This is a genomic window from Prevotella sp. AM23-5 (assembly GCF_003473645.1).
Lineage (GTDB): Bacteria > Bacteroidota > Bacteroidia > Bacteroidales > Bacteroidaceae > Prevotella > Prevotella copri_A.
The window spans coordinates 14,977-32,280 of record NZ_QUCG01000030.1 but is presented as its reverse complement, the minus strand read 5'-3'; the positions used below and the strand labels follow the sequence as shown (position 1 = coordinate 32,280).

The 17,304-nt window shown below is 45.7% G+C and carries 14 protein-coding genes; all 14 read left to right on the top strand.

Annotation, left to right across the window (positions count from 1 at the left end):
• Positions 1–91: 91 nt before the first annotated feature.
• The 14 genes from DW657_RS08980 (at position 92) to DW657_RS08915 (ending at position 17,292) form a co-directional block, all read left to right on the top strand.
• Complete coding sequence (locus tag DW657_RS08980; protein WP_118312266.1) at positions 92–1,210, top strand: hypothetical protein; 1,119 nt, start codon at positions 92–94, stop codon at positions 1,208–1,210.
• Between the two features lie 23 nt (positions 1,211–1,233).
• Positions 1,234–1,851 carry a conjugative transposon protein TraK gene (gene traK / locus DW657_RS08975; RefSeq protein ID WP_117586837.1) on the top strand — a complete coding sequence of 206 codons (618 nt, stop codon included), beginning with the start codon at positions 1,234–1,236 and terminating at the stop codon, positions 1,849–1,851.
• Positions 1,852–1,862: 11 nt separating this feature from the next.
• The gene (locus DW657_RS08970; protein ID WP_117586836.1) at positions 1,863–2,195 is read left to right on the top strand and encodes a hypothetical protein; all 333 of its coding nucleotides are present in this window, start codon (positions 1,863–1,865) and stop codon (positions 2,193–2,195) included.
• 2 nt (positions 2,196–2,197) lie between these two features.
• Positions 2,198–3,496 carry a conjugative transposon protein TraM gene (gene traM, locus DW657_RS08965; protein WP_118312260.1) on the top strand — a complete coding sequence of 433 codons (1,299 nt, stop codon included), beginning with the start codon at positions 2,198–2,200 and terminating at the stop codon, positions 3,494–3,496.
• Positions 3,497–3,506: 10 nt separating this feature from the next.
• The gene (gene traN / locus DW657_RS08960; protein ID WP_118312259.1) at positions 3,507–4,358 is read left to right on the top strand and encodes a conjugative transposon protein TraN; all 852 of its coding nucleotides are present in this window, start codon (positions 3,507–3,509) and stop codon (positions 4,356–4,358) included.
• Between the two features lie 10 nt (positions 4,359–4,368).
• Entirely contained in the window at positions 4,369–4,869 is a 501-nt protein-coding gene (locus tag DW657_RS08955) for a hypothetical protein (protein ID WP_118312258.1), read from the top strand.
• A gap of 16 nt (positions 4,870–4,885) precedes the next feature.
• On the top strand, positions 4,886–5,554 hold the full coding sequence (locus DW657_RS08950; RefSeq protein WP_147381921.1) for a DUF1566 domain-containing protein: 669 nt from the start codon (positions 4,886–4,888) through the stop codon (positions 5,552–5,554).
• A 17-nt stretch (positions 5,555–5,571) separates the two neighbouring features.
• Entirely contained in the window at positions 5,572–6,525 is a 954-nt protein-coding gene (locus tag DW657_RS08945) for a hypothetical protein (protein ID WP_118312256.1), read from the top strand.
• Positions 6,526–6,568: 43 nt separating this feature from the next.
• On the top strand, positions 6,569–7,417 hold the full coding sequence (locus DW657_RS08940) for a M23 family metallopeptidase (RefSeq protein ID WP_118312255.1): 849 nt from the start codon (positions 6,569–6,571) through the stop codon (positions 7,415–7,417).
• A complete protein-coding gene (locus DW657_RS08935) occupies positions 7,414–7,701 on the top strand; it encodes a hypothetical protein (protein WP_369973471.1) in 288 nt (95 codons plus the stop codon). Before DW657_RS08940 ends, DW657_RS08935 begins: the two co-directional genes overlap by 4 nt.
• A gap of 12 nt (positions 7,702–7,713) precedes the next feature.
• The gene (locus DW657_RS08930) at positions 7,714–9,771 is read left to right on the top strand and encodes a hypothetical protein (RefSeq protein ID WP_147381920.1); all 2,058 of its coding nucleotides are present in this window, start codon (positions 7,714–7,716) and stop codon (positions 9,769–9,771) included.
• Positions 9,772–10,097: 326 nt separating this feature from the next.
• Positions 10,098–15,137 carry an ArdC family protein gene (locus tag DW657_RS08925; RefSeq protein ID WP_118312253.1) on the top strand — a complete coding sequence of 1,680 codons (5,040 nt, stop codon included), beginning with the start codon at positions 10,098–10,100 and terminating at the stop codon, positions 15,135–15,137.
• 46 nt (positions 15,138–15,183) lie between these two features.
• Complete coding sequence (locus tag DW657_RS08920; protein WP_118312252.1) at positions 15,184–16,611, top strand: glucosaminidase domain-containing protein; 1,428 nt, start codon at positions 15,184–15,186, stop codon at positions 16,609–16,611.
• A 48-nt stretch (positions 16,612–16,659) separates the two neighbouring features.
• Positions 16,660–17,292, top strand: a complete 633-nt coding sequence (locus DW657_RS08915) for a hypothetical protein (protein WP_118312251.1) — start codon at positions 16,660–16,662, stop codon at positions 17,290–17,292.
• Positions 17,293–17,304: the final 12 nt, after the last annotated feature.

The following is a 17,304-nucleotide window of genomic DNA, read 5'->3' as shown; positions in this document are numbered from 1 at the left end:
CGAAAATTTTAAAATTGATATAAAAATGGCATTTAGTACATTATTCTTAGAAGCTTCATCCAGTAATGATACGATGGATGGAATAAAAGACATGGTTAGCGATCTTTCGCAAACCATAGGTGTTGATTTGTTTGAGGAAGACATAGACAATGTCGTTTTTCAAACAAACGAGTTTTTATGCAACAGCGATTTTATCGGTTCGCAAGGTCCTTTTTGGTGGATTTTGCAGATGAGCATGGCTTTGGGAGCATTGTTCTCTATCATCGTGGCTGGAGGCATGGCCTACAAGATGATGGTGAAGAATGAGCCTATAGATGTCTTCAAGATAATGAAGGTGTTAGGCATTGCTATCGTGATGTGCTTTTGGTACCCACCAAGTATGAGTGGATTCAAAGGTGCCAGCAACGCTTGCATCCTTGACGCTTTGGCTTACATTCCTAATTGCATAGGCAGCTACACACATGACTTATATGAAGCCGAAGCTACACAAGTAAGTGATAAATACAATGAACTTATGCCTCTTATACAGAAAAGAGATAAGCTTTGTGATTCAATATCCTCCCCTATTAAAAGTGCCGCTGGGGAATTACAAAATGTGCAAACATCAGATGTTCAAACTGAAGCAACAGGAACTAAAAGTGTTTCAGAAGGACTTTCAAAAGCAAAAAGCGCAGAAACAAAGTCCACCTTTGCTGGTTTAATGATAGGTCTGGACAAAGTAGTCATGTTCTTTGCCTTGGTCATCTACCGCATCGGTTGGTGGAGCACGATCTTCTGTCAGCAGATATTATTAGGAATGCTCACGATATTCGGACCGATTCAATGGGCTTTCAGCGTCCTTCCGAAATGGGAAGGAGCCTGGGCTAAGTGGATAACGAGGTATCTCACGGTACACTTCTACGGAGCGATGTTGTACTTCGTCGGTTTCTATGTCTTATTGCTATTCGATATAGTATTGAGTGTACAAGTAGAGAACCTTACCGCCATCACCCAAGGCGAGGGAGCCATGGCCGCCTACATCCAGAACGCCTTCATGACCTGCGGCTACCTGTTGGCAGCATCCGTAGTAGCCTTGAAGTGCTTGAACCTAGTTCCAGACTTGGCAGCGTGGATGATACCAGAGGGCGACACCGCATTCTCCACCCGAAACTTCGGCGAGGGAGTAGCATCCTCTGTGAAGGCAAGTGCGGCTTCAGTGATGAGAATATAAAGAATAGATAAAAATACAACAATATGGCAGTATTAAAGAATGTAGAGAATAAAATCAAGCTCGTAATGATAGTGAGCAGCCTATTTCTGGTAGGCTGCGTCATTGTGAGCCTAGGCAGCATCATCATCGCCAAGGGCATGGTGGACGAAGCCCACAAGAAAGTTTACGTATTGGACGGAACCGTTCCTATCCTGGTGAAGCAGACCACCCAAGAAGAAACCTTCGATGTGGAAGCCAAGAGCGACATCGAGATGTTCCATCAGTTCTTCTTCACGTTGGCACCTGATGACAAGTATATCCAATACACCATGAAGAAAGCCATGTATCTGGTGGACGAGACAGGACTAGCCCAGTACAACGCCCTGAAGGAAAAAGGCTTCTATAATAATATAATAGGTACGAGCACCATCTGCAGTATCTATTGTGACAGCATCAAGCTCAACACCGATTCCCTCACCTTCACCTACTACGGCAGACAGCGCATCGAGCGAAGGACAAGCATTCTGATGCGTCAGCTGGTAACCGCCGGCAAGCTCAGAAGAGTGCCGAGAACAGAGAACAACCCTCACGGAATCCTCATCACCAACTGGCGAACACTGAAGAACCAAGACTTGGAGGAAACCAAGAAGTCAGACTATTAAATCAAGCAACAATGGACATAAAGAAAGTACTCATGGGCGAGAAGATGCCCGACAAGAACGATCCCCAGTATCGAGAGCAATACGAGCGAGAGGTGAGAGCAGGGCAAAAGTTCGCTGAGAAGACCAAGCTCAACATTCTGTTTTTGAAAATCCAAGAATGGGCAAACGACCACAGAAAGGCCTTTCTGGGCATCGTGTTCGGCTTGGTAATCTCCCTGTTCGCCTGGAATGTCATCAACATGATAAGATATTACAATGCGAGCAAGGAGCAAAAACGCCACACGGCAGTGGAGCGAGTAGAGAAAGCCCTTCAGGAGCAACGTAATTCACACAAAGCACAATAAAGATGGATATAAAGAAAATCAACTTCAAGCAGCCCAAGTATATGATACCAGCCATCATATACATACCGCTGTTGTTCACAGGCTACTTCTTGATAGACACATTCAACGTCGATACATCAGGGCCAGGCAACAGCAAGCTGAAAACCACCGACTATTTGTCGAGCGAGTTACCGGAAGCCTACACCGACAGCGTCCTAGGCGACAAAATGGACAACACCCAAAGGGAATACGGAAAGATTTCCGACCTTTCGGGAGTCCAAAACGTAGAGAACGACAACGACTCCGTAAACAAGAAACAGGATTACGAGTCAAAGTATAACGAAGAGGAAGCCAAGAAGGTCAAGCAACAGCAAGCCGAGGAGAAGCGTAAGCTCCAAGAGATGCAAGAGCGAGTGAGACAAAATCGCAGCCAATCCAACAATGACGACTTTGTTGACCCGATAAGCAGCTCCGAGATTGCCAAGGCGCAACGTCGCCGTCGCCAACGCAACTGGGAAGAAATGAACCGCAACCTGGGAGGTGGCGACAACTATCTGGCAGACAATGAAGAAAACTCGTCCTCTTCCCTTTCCTCTTCAACCACAACAGGAAACACCACGAACAGCGGTATTCCTGGAGCCATGAACAATGACACCGACAATTCTTACAACGCTCCAAATACCGCTAACGGCAACCATCAGTACCAAGGAGGCGTACAGCAAGATGGAGAGCAACCAGAAAAGGTGACAAAGAAGACCAAGGAAGTCTCCGACTACTTCAACACCGTAGGCAAGGACAAGGAAAAAGACAAGCTCATCATGGCCATCATCGACGAGAACGTAAAGGCCGTTGACGGCAGCAGGGTCCGTCTCCGCCTGTTGGATGACATAGAGATAGGCGACGAGACCATCAAGAAAGGCACCTACCTATATGCCACCATGAGTGGCTTCGGCAAGCAAAGAGTCCAAGGAAAGGTAGAAAGCATCTTCTATGACGATGACATCATCAAGGTAAGCCTATCCATCTATGACACGGACGGCATCCAAGGCCTGTATGTACCTCTGAGCAGTTTCAGGGAAACCACCAAGGAAGTCGCAAGCAGTGCCATGCAAGGCGGCAACATCATGGACAACACCACGACCAGCAGCAGCGGCATCAAGGGATGGGCGACCCAAGCAGCGCAAAATGCCTCACAACGAGTGATGAACGCCTTGGGAACAGCAGCCAAGAAGAACCGTGTCCGCCTGAAGTACGGCACACGAGTTTACCTTGTTGACGGCAGTCAGAAGGAAAGAAGCAACAGAAATAGAAACAATTATTAATCAGATAGAAATGAAAGAAATAAGAAAGAAGTTCCTATCACTCCTTGCGGTGTGCTTAGGAGCCACACTTGGAGCATTCGCTCAGAAAGGATATAACGACATGGAGCAGCTCACTGTCAACGAGAATGTTTCATCCATCATCACGGCATCAGAGCCTATTCGCTTGGTAGATATATCCACAGACAGCATCGCTGGCGACAAGCCATTGGAAAATGTCATCCGCTTGAAGCCAAAGACTGGCAACCACAAGGACGGCGAGGTGATGGGAGTTGTTACCATCATCACAGAACGCTATCGAGTGCAATATGCCTTGATATACACAAGCAAGCTGGAAGAGGCAGTGACTGACAAGGAAGTTGAGCTAGTGGAGCGCAATGCCTTCCATAACCCAGATGTAAGCATGTCAACGGTGGATATGGTGAGTTACGCCATGAAGGTGTGGAACTCCCCTGCCCGATATAGAAGCACATTCACCACCCAGAACAAGATGACCATGCGTCTGAACAACATCTATGTGGTAGGAGAATACTTCTTCATAGACTTCTCCGTGGACAACAAGACCAACCTTCCGTTTGATATCGACGAGCTAAGGGTAAAGCTGCAGGACAAGAAGCAGCAGAAAGCCACCAATGTGCAGACCATCGAGCTGAAGCCTGCCCTGGTATTGGATCGTTCCGTAAGATTCAAGAAAGGCTACAGAAACATCATTGTTCTGAAGAAAATGACTTTTCCTAACGACAAGGTACTATCCATCGAACTCAGCGAAAAGCAGATTTCCGGAAGAACAATCTCCATGAACCTCGATTACGAGGATGTGTTGGCCGCCGATGCCTTCGACACCCTTCTTTTACGTGAACAATAAAAAGACAGATATGAGAAGAATACTTTCAACGATATTCGCCATACTACTGACAGCAAGCGCATTCGCCCAGAGTCACGGCAACCATATCATGGTAGGCGTTGGCGGCAGCTATCCGCAAGGAGTAGAGGCCACCCTCGCCTACGAGCACGAAACCGAGTATCACAACGCCTGGGAATATTTCGCCACAGCCTACTTGAAATACAAGAAAGACGAGGAGGCAGGACATGTCACAAGCGACTCCTTCTGGCACAACTATAACACATGGACTGTGGGTGCAGCCTACAAGCCATGTGTTACAAGAGGCAGAAACCACCACGGAAGTGTAAGAATAGGTGTTAGCTGTGGCAGCGACCTGGACAAAGTGATAACCGCAGGACATGTAGGTTACGAGCATACCTATAACCTCTACAACGGTTGGAGCCTGTTCTTCCAGGTGAAGGAAGATGTAGTAATCAGAGGAAAGGACACGTTCAGAACAGGAGCATCCTTTGGCGTGAAAGTTCCCCTATAATATAATAAGGTGTAAAATGAAAACAAAGATAACAACTTTTGTCATGGGGATGCTTATAATGGCATCCTTCATGACCTCCTGCGACAATCATGAGCCATACGACCCGGACTTGCATATAGGATATGTCCTTTGCGATGACCATACCTGCATGGACACGGCAACCTATTTCAACCAAAGCAAGCGCAAAGCCGTGGGAGTAGTCTTTGCCGAAAAGACGAAAGATCATCCTGTGTTGGCGGTAAACCTGGAGGAAACAAGCGGCATGTTCTGTGACTCCATAGGAATGGAGAACGGAACGAGCGGTGACATCACCAAGTTCGACGGCTTCTCCAATACCGTTGCCATGTATCAAAGCTATGACAATGAAACTGGCCATGGCTCTCCGATAGCCATGAGGATGATGAACTTCCACGAGTATGGGCAAAGCGACCACATCCCAAGCGTGGCAGAACAACGATTGCTGCAAAGTGCAGCCAAGACCATCAATCCCATCATAAAGAGATGCGGAGGACAACCTATCAGCTTGGATGCAGACTGTTGGTATTGGACTTCTACGGAAGTACAGGAGAACCCAGGCACACAAGCCTGGCTATGCAGCGCAGTGAATGGTGGCATCATGCCAACACCAAAGGCAGAGAGCCACAAGGTAAGAGCCATCATTGAGATGAATTATCCAGAATATTAATCTTCAAACACAAAATTATGGCAAATTGGAAAACATTGTTGGAAACAGCCTTAAAAGGAGCCAAGACCGCTGCCCCACATATTCTTACAGGAGCAAAGGTAGCAGCCCCTTATGTGAAGAGTGCGGTAAAAACAGGAGCGCACGCAGTAAAAGGAACAGCAGAGTTCGTCGCCAAGCATCCTAAGACCTCCCTTGTAGCAGGTGCTGTGTCCCTCCCCTATTTCGGTTACAACAAAGGCGCATTAACTTTTGCGAAAGAAAAGTTACTGGGGGATGACTCCAAGGAAAAAGGACTTGTTGACACAGCATCAAGATTAGCATTCGGCGACCAAAAGGATGCTTACGGAAACGAAAAGTCAATCTCAGAGAAAGCAGTCAACGTTCTTTTTGGCGAAGGTTCCTATGATTCAATCAAAAGAGCAGGAGGAGCTACCTTCGACGAGGGGCAGGAACTCTACCATAATCTTAAAAACGGTGTGGCAGGAATAGGCAATGAAGCAATCGGCCTGTACCAAGACGGAAAGCAGTTTGCTGGAAATTTCTTTTCCGGCAACGGCATGGTTTCCAATGGCAACGGTGGCTATTACGATCCAACAGCGCAATCCTATCCATCCATGGCACAGATGCAGATGACCAATCAACAAGGCGGTGGTTCAATGAATGCCTTGATGAACGGCATGAACAATGCAGTAAGCCAAGTGTCCGGTGGAAACGTGAGTAAGATGAACATTGCCAGTTTGTTGCTTTCTGCCTATATGATGTTCGGTAGATTTGGTTGGATGGGAAAAGCCGCCAGTTTGTTGCTGGGAGGAATGACCTTACACAACATAAACGGAAAACAGGCAGCTTCTCAACACCAAAATCAGCAACAACAGCAATCACGTGCGAACGTTACCGAACAAATACCTCTTCAGACAGCAGAGATGCCTGTTGAAGAAGAGAACACTGTTGTTCGCATGAGAAGACTATAATTAGATACAGGAGAGCTATCTCCTATTAAAAATCACAGATAAGATGAAAGAAAATTTTAAAGATATGCTCCTCGAATCCGAAAGTGGTTACATGATGCCATTCGCCTTGGAGGAGAAAGAAGAGCTTCCAACCACACTAGGATATGGCAAACAGCGTCACCCCATGACAGGCGAGGAATTTAACCATCTAGGTGTTGACTTCGCCATTAAGAACAGAGATTTGTACGCAGTAGCCTCTGGTATGATTGTTGGCGCAGGAAACGATGCGCTTCATGACAATTACATCGTAGCCAAATATGGGAAGTACGAAGTTACTTATGGGCATCTAGCAGAAGCATATACAGGATATGGTGAAAGCGTTTCCGCAGGTGATAAAATTGCCAAAAGTGGCGATTTTCTTCATGTCGGCATACGATTCAATGGACAAGACATTGACCCGATGGTTTTTCTTTCCATGATATGGGCTAACATCCAGCAACTCGCCGCCATGGGAATCCAAAAACAGCCTACTGAAGAATCCTTGGGAACAAAAAACATAAAAAACAGTTTCGACAAGGACTATGTTTCCATCTTGATGCTCATGCTCAGATGGCTTCCAAGCTACATGAACGACTTAAGGAACAGGGCTTACAATCCTCCTCCAAGGGCAGAAGCATCCCTACGCAACATCTTTGCCCAGGCAGCCTCCAAGAATTATTTCTTTGAGAGCATACCATCCGTAGCCAACCCTCTCGGATTATCAGAAAGAAGTGTTCCCCTAGCTGAGAAAATTCAGGATATCCTTATCCATGATTTTCTCAGCTATCTGGCACTGAACCACAACATATATCCTGAGACATGGGACGAAAATGAAAAAAAAAACTTCTTTCACAAGCTTCAGAAGATGGATTGACCGCCGATCCTTTGAAAGACCTTGAGATAGACATACAAAGCTACGATGTTGAACGCACCGCCTCCGTTTACTATGACAACCAAGGAATCCGTTGTTGGACAAAAGCTTGGTTTAACGGAAGAGAAAAAGGCGAGAATGCCATCGAGATAACCAGACAACTCGCCATGAAGTTCTTCAATGACGAGATGTCCATGGATGAATGGCTGTCACGTTTCTACCCTAAGCAAATGACGGTATATCATAAAGCCATCAGTCAGGCGCGCAGTCAACTTCTTGGAATGTAAACAACAAACAATATGGCAAAAGGTAATAATTTACAGGATTTATCCCAAATAGACTATTGTCTTCAGCAATACTATAGCAAGTATATGGCAGCCACTCTTCTTCAGGAGCGAAAGAAAATCCTTCAAGAGCAGAAGAACGCTGCCATAAAACTTAATGAATCTCTTCAGAGACTGCCTAACTTTGGTGCCGCTTCAAATTCGTTCACCAAGTTGAACGATGCAGAGCAACTTACCAAGAAGTCGCTCGACGAATTGGCAGCAAGGACTTCTGAACGTTGGTTCAAAGACCCCAAGATAGTGAAAGACTACAGCGTTTTCGTTACATCTTTCTATACAAGCCTTGTTGCGAAAAATGGCGGTAGAGACTCCAAGGCTTTGGAAAACTACGCCAACAACTACTGCGCCAATCGCCTTCAAAAATTGATGGTAGAACAATTAGCTAGGGAACAAGTTCCTGCCAACACCGCAACATACATAGCCAAGAAAGCCTTTTCGGAGAGCATTCTTGGTATGGGCAACTTTGGTAGCCTAAAGAAAGGAGCCATTGGGCAAAAGGTTGATGAACAAGCGGAGAAATATTACAATCCATCCGTTGTTTCAAAAACAGCAGGAACAATTGCTGGTTACGGAATAGATGCAGCACTCACCCCAGGAGGTGTAGGGAAAGCAACTTCTTCCGTAGCCAAGGGTGTGGTAAAGGTAAGTCAAAAAGCTGCAGGTTGGTGGATAACCGACAAGATTTGCCAAGGAGGTCTCCATATTTATGGCAAGCTATGGGGAACTGAGGATGAAGAGAAGAAGGATAACCGTACCATCTTTGGTGATGAGAATGCTTCCACAAAGATACAGGCCGGAGCAAAGAGATATAAAAAGAATGGTACGGAATTGATGATGAACATCAATAGTGGACTTGCAAAAAAGATAAAGTTGCCACCTCCAAACACATCTTTAACTATAAAGAAAGAAAGCAACGCCCTATTGGCGGAACACAAGGGTAATTCTCAAAAGCTTCTCTCCACCATCAAGAGCAATCTCTCCAAACAGTGTGTGCCATTCAACGGGAACAGCAAATTTCCTGCTTGGATGTTGAGCAACAGCAGCAAGCAAAACAGGGCGTTGGCATCCTCTTTCTACGCCTGTGCCATGGAAATGTCTAGAGAGCAAAAACAAGTAAGGATGTTTGGAGGCAAGAAGATGACCTTGAAGGAAGTGAGTCAACGAGCCTATGACTATGCAAGGGCAGCAGTTGCCGTAGAGCAACGATCCTCCAAGAATGCAGCTCATGCCCAAAAGGGAACATGGGACAAAAACATGTCTGCGCTCAATGACCAGATAAACACTCCTGGCAAGTCATCTATTCGTAAACGTGCAACTTCCTCTTCTCAAGCAACTCCAGTGGCATCCCCTTACGCTTCGGGGCCTTATGCGCAAAACGGCGTAATGGGAACAGAAGCAAACGGTACAACACAGAATACTGCGCAAAAGCCAAATATAGATGGTTGGGGCAATGCCTTTGAGAGCTTAGGCCTTAATGGATTTGGGGACATCGGCAAGAATCTAGGCTATGTATTGGCCATGCTTCCTGATATGATTATAGGAATGTTCACAGGAAAGACTCCAAACCTAAAGCTTCAGGACAACCTGATGCCATTGGCTGCCATAGTGGGAGGAATGTTCGTAAAGAGTCCTCTCCTGAAGCTGCTGCTCATAGGATTTGGCGGTGCAAACATCTTGAATAAAGCAGGTCATGCAGCCATCAGCGATGGTTTAGCAAAGAGCAACAATGTGTCAAAGACCTACAAGGTTTATCCTGACGAGCCTTTGAATTCAAGAATAGTGAATCCAGCGATGAAGGGAAGCAGTATGATAGCCACTGTCGACGGCGTACCTAGCGTCATCAACATATCAAGAGATGCTGCAGACGCTTACAACAAGGGAGCCATCCCTATCAACACATTGGCGAATGCTGTCCTTCGCAAGTATGATGAGAACAAGGCATTGGCATCGCAGAATTATGAGCAGCATATGAGCCAAGAAGAAACAACAATCCAATCAATGGGTATTAAATAGGTGTTAAGTGCCAGTTATATTAATTTTAGAAATACCTCCTGGTTCGAGAGAATCGGGAGGTTTTAGTTTGTCATTAAGTTAGAGCGGTATTTCCAAGTCGGAGTATCGCTTTTGTTTTACATCTACCTCAATAATCTATACCCTTGCATTAACACCGAGGGGTTAAAGGGGGCGAGCAGCCTCATTTTTAATCGTTTACATAAATATCTATAGAAAAAGAATATGTTAAATAAAAAGGTATATCGTTTTTATACCACCTATCTTGTATTTAATCAGTTACTTTGCCATTGGAAATAAAAAAACAACCCAATAAATAAAAAAATACAATGGCAAAAAAAGAATCATCTCAACAAGCCTCGGAACAGCAGGAAGGGAAAGTTGACCGAATAGACAACGCCCTTCAGAAGTTCTCCGACATGCTCATCGCAAGAATGGAGCAAATGAAGGAAAGCAAATGGAAGAAAGGTTGGACGGATGGGCGCACAGCCCAGTTCGGCTTGCCTCAGAATCTCGTGGGCCGCCCTTATACAGGCAGCAATGCTTTCCTGTGCCAAATCCACACCACGATGGAGCATTACAGAATGCCAGTTTACCTTACCATCAAACAGATAAGGGATGTAGGAGGCATGATCAAGAAAGGCGAGCACAGTATTCCTATCTTCAAGTGGGACTTGCGAATCAAGGACAAGGACGGCAAGAAACTGTCAGAAAGCGACTATCGTAACATGACAAAGGAGGAGCAAGCCGAATGCACCGTTCGCCCTTATCTGAAGGTATATAACGAATGGAACATAGACCAAACCAACCTGGAAGAGGTCAACAAAGAGAAATACGACACCATCTTGAAGCGTTTCAAGTCAGAGCCTATCAAAGACGAGGTAGGAATGTACAAGAATGAAGCCTTCGACAACCTCCTGAAAGAACAGTCTTGGGTGTGTCCTATAGAATATGAGAAGTTCAATGAATCCGCTTTCTATAGTCCCAAAAGAGACCAGATAGTAGTTCCTTCCAAAAAGCAGTTCAACATCAGCAATACCCCTGAGGATGTTTTCAAGGACGGAATGGAGTTTTACGGCACCACCATTCACGAGATGGCTCACTCCACAGGTCACGAGTCACGCCTTGGCCGTGATGGCATCGTAAAGATAGACCAATTTGGCTCAGACCAATACGCCAAGGAAGAACTTGTTGCGGAGCTTACATCAGCCCTCATAGGCAATGCCATGGGTTTTGATAGCAGAATACGAGAGAACAACATAGCTTATCTCCAAAATTGGATAGGTTCGTTGAAGAAAGACCCGAAGTTCTTGAAGTCGGTGATGTCAGATGTCAACAAGTCATCTAAGATGGTTTTGGAACACATCGACGAGCAACGCCGAAAATTAGGAGAAAAGGCACTGTTGGATGGTTCTCTTGATGGTGAGGAAGAAAAAAACAAGAATGAGCAACAACTTGAAGAACTGAAGGAGGAAGATGCTAAGAAAGAAGTCGTAGCCAAGGTATGGCCTTCCGTCAACAACAAGATTACAATGCCCTCTGGCGACATTCTCACCGTTGACTACAACAAAGAGAAAGATACTCTTGAAGTTGCATATACAACATCAGAGGGCGAGGAAAAAATTCACAGTACCAATTATGACCACAGCCAGGGCACAAACCAGAACTTAGGCTATGTGTGGGAAGAGCTTTCAAACATGAAGCAATTCCAGGAAAAAGAGATGAAGGTAGAAAGCCTTTCACAAGGAAAGGACTATTTTACTTCATTGATGGAAACCATAACTTCGACTCCTAACAGTGAGCATACAGTTTTGTCTGTGAAGACTCTTCCCGAGCTACGAGACTATTACAAGGGGAATCCCAATGTAGGAGCTTGGATAAATCAAGCATCCAACAAGGAAATCATAGAAGCAGGAGCAGACCTCTTGCCTAACCTCCGCTATAGCCACAAGGAAGGCAGAAGCCTCTACAACATAGAGGCAGCGTATTCAAACATCAACGCATTATATCCCGATGTTGTGGACAATGACGCAAAACGCCAAATTGTTCATCGAATCAAACAAGCCGAGGAGGTGGTAACCTCCTACCATAACAACATCGAGGAAAAATTTGGAAAAGAATTTCTCATGGAAAAAGAAAATATGAACAAGGTTCTTTCTCGAAATGACTACCAGGAGCAAGGTCAGACCATACAGCTTGACCCAAAGGATGAGAAAAAATATTTCTCGTCCTACAACTACTTTCAGATGGAATCCGAGACCGCCGAGTTTGACAAACTAAAGGATGCCGAGGACTATGAAGGCATCCTTGCCCTGGCGAAAGAATATGATCAAGGTGACAGCATGGACTTGGAGCATGTAGAGACCAGCATGACACCAGACTATGGCGATGATGTTCTCATTGATGATGAGAACTATGCTGTTGTATATAACAATTCAGTAGGTGGAACCTACAACTTGTTGAGAAAGTACAGTGAGAATGACATCCGAGAGGCCATCGAGCGTTACGGTATGCCAGATACACCGAGCTATGCAGTGAAGTTCATAGACCAGCAGATGGGCTTGGAAAAAGGCGTAAAGCCTTTAGTAGAGATTCCATCCCCAGAGGCAAAGGCTGTAGCCAAGAGCTTTCGAGAAGACTTGACACCTCAATTCACTATGCCGAATGGGAAGGTTCTAGATTACCACTATGACGCTAGCGACAACAAAGTCATAGTAGGAGAAAAGTTAAATGATGGTTCTTTCATAGAAACTTATGCCCACGATTACGACTTTGCTCTCAGCAAGGCAGAAAACATGTCTGCCATATACAAAGAGTTGTCAACTAAATATCAAGCAAAAAAGGCGAGCGAGGAAAAGAAAACTCCTCGTGAAGACAGCAATATCCAGACAGATGTCGTAGGTAAGGCCAAACAGATAGCATCCACAGGCGTTCCTATGGAAGAAGCTGAGAAAAAGGCTTCATCCATTGTGAAAGAAGAGGTTCACAAGGAACACCATAAGCAAGAAGCCGAGAAAGACAAGCAGGAAAAGGACAAGGCAAATCAAGCCGCAGCAGAAGAGAAGAAAGAGCAACAAGAGAAAAAAGAGGAATCAAAAGAGGCCAGCGAGGCGACAGCCAAAGCCCTTACCCATGCAGCCCTTCTCGTTGGAGCATTATCTGCTGCCAAGCAGAATGAGGGAATTTGGATGAACAAATCCCAGAAAGGTAATGCAGAGTTCATCAACACCCACACACCTATCACGGCCTACAACAACATCATGATGAACCTCAATTCGGATGCCAACAAGTATAAGACGAATGTCTATACTTATTATAATCCTGCCAAGGAGAACCACATGCCTGTGAAGCAGAACGAGAAAGGCATGGAGTTCCATTGGACTAGTTGGGGGTATCAGAACGCCATGGATAAGGACGAAGTCATCACCAGCAAGCAGTTTGACAAACTTCCTGATGACGAGAAGTCTTTCTATACCAAACATGCCACACGAGTTGTGCAGAACATCTACAATGTGGAGCAAACCACCATGAACGCCAACAACCATGACGCTTACGTGGAACTTCTGAAGACCAAGGGATCGCAGCTTTCACAAAACGAGAAAGAGCAAAAAGGGAAATACTCTTCTATTATGAAACAATGGAAAGAGTTGAAGGGCAAGCATCCCGATGCACTTCTATTGTTCCGCATTGGCGATTTCTATGAGATGTACAAGCAGGATGCCAAGCGAGGTTCGGAAGTGTTGGGAATCACCTTGACCAAGATGAATGGAAGTAAAGACTTCCATCTTGCAGGATTTCCACATCAAGCACTTGACACCTACCTTCCAAAACTCATCCGAGCAGGAGAACGAGTAGCCATCTGCGACCAGTTGGAAACAAAGAAGACTGTCAGCAAAGGCTTCGACGCAAAGGCAATACTGAACAAAGCATACGCCACAGCCAAGGAAGTGGCCAAGCAAAGCGGTATGCAATATGAGCGAGTGATGGTTTTGCAAGATGCCAAATACGATTCCAAGGAAGACAAGATTGTCGTAAGCGGCATGAAAGGCGAAGTTGGAAATGAAAAGATGGATGCCCTTTACAAAGCAAACGACATCTACAGAGCCGTGGTTGCAGCCACAGGTACAGAGAACCGTCTTGACCGTTCGGGCAGAAACAACCTCCTCCCAGAGGACGATGCCAAGCATGAGCAACTTGTGAGAGAACTTGCAGCAGGAGTTATGATGGCTCGCCAGGGACTTCCTGCCATACTCTCAAAGGAGAATGAGAAACTTATTCCTTATTGGGACCGAGAGATTAAGGAAAATCCAAAACTCTTGGGAATAGTGGAAAGAGATGTGAACAATGCTGTAGAGACCATTGACAACCTTGTGGCAAAGCGAAAGGTTGACTATGAATCCATCCGTGGACAGCTTCCAGGAAAGACGATGGAGAAACCATCAAAATATTCCATCTCCCAAGACTTGGCCAAGCTGCCAAACATAGAGACCAAGGAAATAGTAGTGGTAAAAGACATCTTGCGAAAAGAAGCAGATGTCATTCTCCCTGCTGGAGCATCCTTGGAAGTGAACAACGAGGTTCCTGGCATGAGAAAGGACAGAATCACCATAGCCTTGAAGAAAGAAGGCATTGACGATGTGAGGTTCTATAATGCCGGTGGTTCACTTGGATTGAATAAGCCAAACTCCTATTTCCAAGGGAAAGAAGTCACGCTCAACAACTTGAAGCAGTATGAGTTGGTTCCCCATCATACACTTGATGTAGAGAAACAAGCCGCCCCAAAGAAAGAAGTAATCATCAAGAACTTCCAAGCCATCAAGGATGACAACGGTAGATATGCCTTCTTCATCAAGCCAGAGAACGAGCCTTCTTTCTCTGTATATCCTGCCAAGGAGCACTTGAACACGTTCTACAACGTAATCAAGACGGACAAACAGGCAATAGTCCACAATGCCCTGGCACAAAGATATTACGAGATGGCCACCAAGCATCCTGACACCAAGCTAGACCTTATCACCCCTAAGAAAGTTGATGTGGATATGAAGCTCATAGAGCGTCCTTCCATTACATCGAGCGCACAGGATGCCAAGCAGAAGCTCATCTTTGCCACCATCAATGGGCGGCGTGTACAAGCTCCTATCAACAAGCAACAATGGCAAAAGATGTGGCTTGCCGAAGATATGGGAGCCTACAAGAGGGCTTTGGCCGCCGTCATCTTCGAGCCTATGCTGAAACAAGGCATGGGAGGAGAGCAATCTCAACAGGCTGTTAGCGAATCAGAGAAAGTAGAGATTAAGGAAAAGCCTGCCCCTGAGAACAAGGTACAGGAAACTGTTACGGAAACTCACAGAACAGGCCTACATATGTAATACACGAGGGTGCATCTAAAGGTGCGCCCTCATAAAACTATCATAAATGGCATTAGACAAGCAAGCGTTTTACAGCCAGTATGCCCAGGTAGCCATCGAGCAACAGAAGAGATATGGCATTCCTGCCTCCATCACCTTGGCACAGATGGGTTTGGAAAGCGGCTTTGGCACATCTACCCCTGCAAGAAGGAGCAACAACTTCTTCGGTGTAAAGGTTGGCAGCAGTTGGGCAGGAGCCTACGACTATTACAGCGATGACCGTCCAAACGAGAAGTTCCGCAGATACAACAATGTGATGGAAAGCATCGAAGACCACTCCAAGGTCTTGATGAAATCCCGCTACAGCCACTGCCAGAACTATTCGCCCACCGATTATGTTTCTTGGGCAAACGGCATCAAGGCTGGCGGCTACGCCACAGATCCAGACTATGCTTCCAAGCTCATATCCGAGATCAACAAGTATGGGCTAGGAAAATATGATCAAATAGGCATTCAACAAGCCCAAAGCCAAGGATTGGCAACAGGATATGCCAGAGGTCAATCGTCGATGACCTCTGTTATAACCCTACCCCCCTTGCAAGGCAATTGGGCTTTGCCTATTGATTTATCTGTCGTAAAGCTCAGTTCCGAGTTTGGAGTACAGAGACCAGGGCATAAGCATGGAGGACTAGACCTCTCCACGCAAGGCAAAAACTATCCTGTATATGCAACCGAAGACAATGGAAAGGTTGTCGCTGTGGAACCAAACAATGGAGCAGCAGGAAACATGATTGTTGTGGAATATGACCGTCAGGATGGCAGCAAGGTACAAACAACCTATATGCACTTATCCCAAATAGGAGTAAAAGAAGGTGAAGCTGTAAATGCAGGTCAACAAATAGGAGTCTCAGGCAACACAGGCCGCTCTTCAGGGCCACACTTACATTTTGAGACAAAATACCTCAATACCAATGGGAATTGGGAGAAGTTTGACCCTAAGCTATACCTTGCAGAAATGGAGGTTAGAAGTAATCAAGCGACAGCTTTGGATAAGAATGGAAACGATGCGTTAGCCGCTTACCGCAGCCAGATGCAGTTTGCAGGAGGCGAAACCCCATCCTATCAGCAACAAGCGTCAGACCCGACACAAGCACTTCTGGCATCCATCACCAACAGTAACGACCCCACAAAATGGCTGTCATTGCTAATGAGCAACAACGGAGAAGACCTTTCTGGAAGAGACCCAATCTCTTCACTTATAGGAAGTCTGTTCTCTGCCGCCCTTACAGTAGCCATGCAGTTGAGAAGCAGCGAGGAGATAGAAGCTGAGGACGAAGCACAAAGTCAGCTTAAACAGCAATCGCCAGACGAGGGAAACAGCAATCTGGTAAAGATGACTCGTCAGGATGTAGAAAAGGCACAGGCAACGGCATCCATGCAGTTTGATGCGGAATCACCAGAGCAACAGCAGCAACAAGGCCAACGCCTTGCATAAATAAAGAAATAATTATATACTTATATAAACATATAAAACAATAAAAATATGATTAAGTGTAACGTAACAGCATGTGGAACCATCAGCAGTTCCGCAGAAGAGAAGCAGAGTAAGGATGGAGAGAAATTCATCTCCTTCGGCATAATAGTTCCTTTGCTGGGCAAGGATGGAACAGCAAAAGAAGTGTGGGTAACAGTATCAGCCCCAGGCAACAAAGATACCGTAGCCCCCTACTCTGCAGGTAGAAAGGTAACGGTAAGCGGAGTAATGTATATCAGAAAGCATGACGGTAACATTTACCTGAACCTTCGCACCGACTCCAACATCGAGGTAAACGAGTCCACCACCAATGACCGTTTGGAGGGAAGCATGGAGTTCCGAGGCAAGGTAAGCAAGAAAGGCATCAAGGAGCTGAAAGACAAGAAAGGCAAGGACTTTCAGTCGTTCGCAGCGTTCTCCTCTGACAAAGAAGGAGAGAACAGAGAGTTTACATGGGTAAGTTTTGTAAACTTCTCCCCTATCCATGAGGATTACCTTGCTGCAGAGAAGTACGTGGAAGTTCATGGAGATTTGCAACTAGGCATCTTCAAAGGTGAGCTTCAGATAGAATGCAAGGTAAAGAGCATCGCAGCTTGGGACTTGAACAAAACTGCAGATGGAAATGGAACAGCGCAGTCATAGACTTCTCCACTT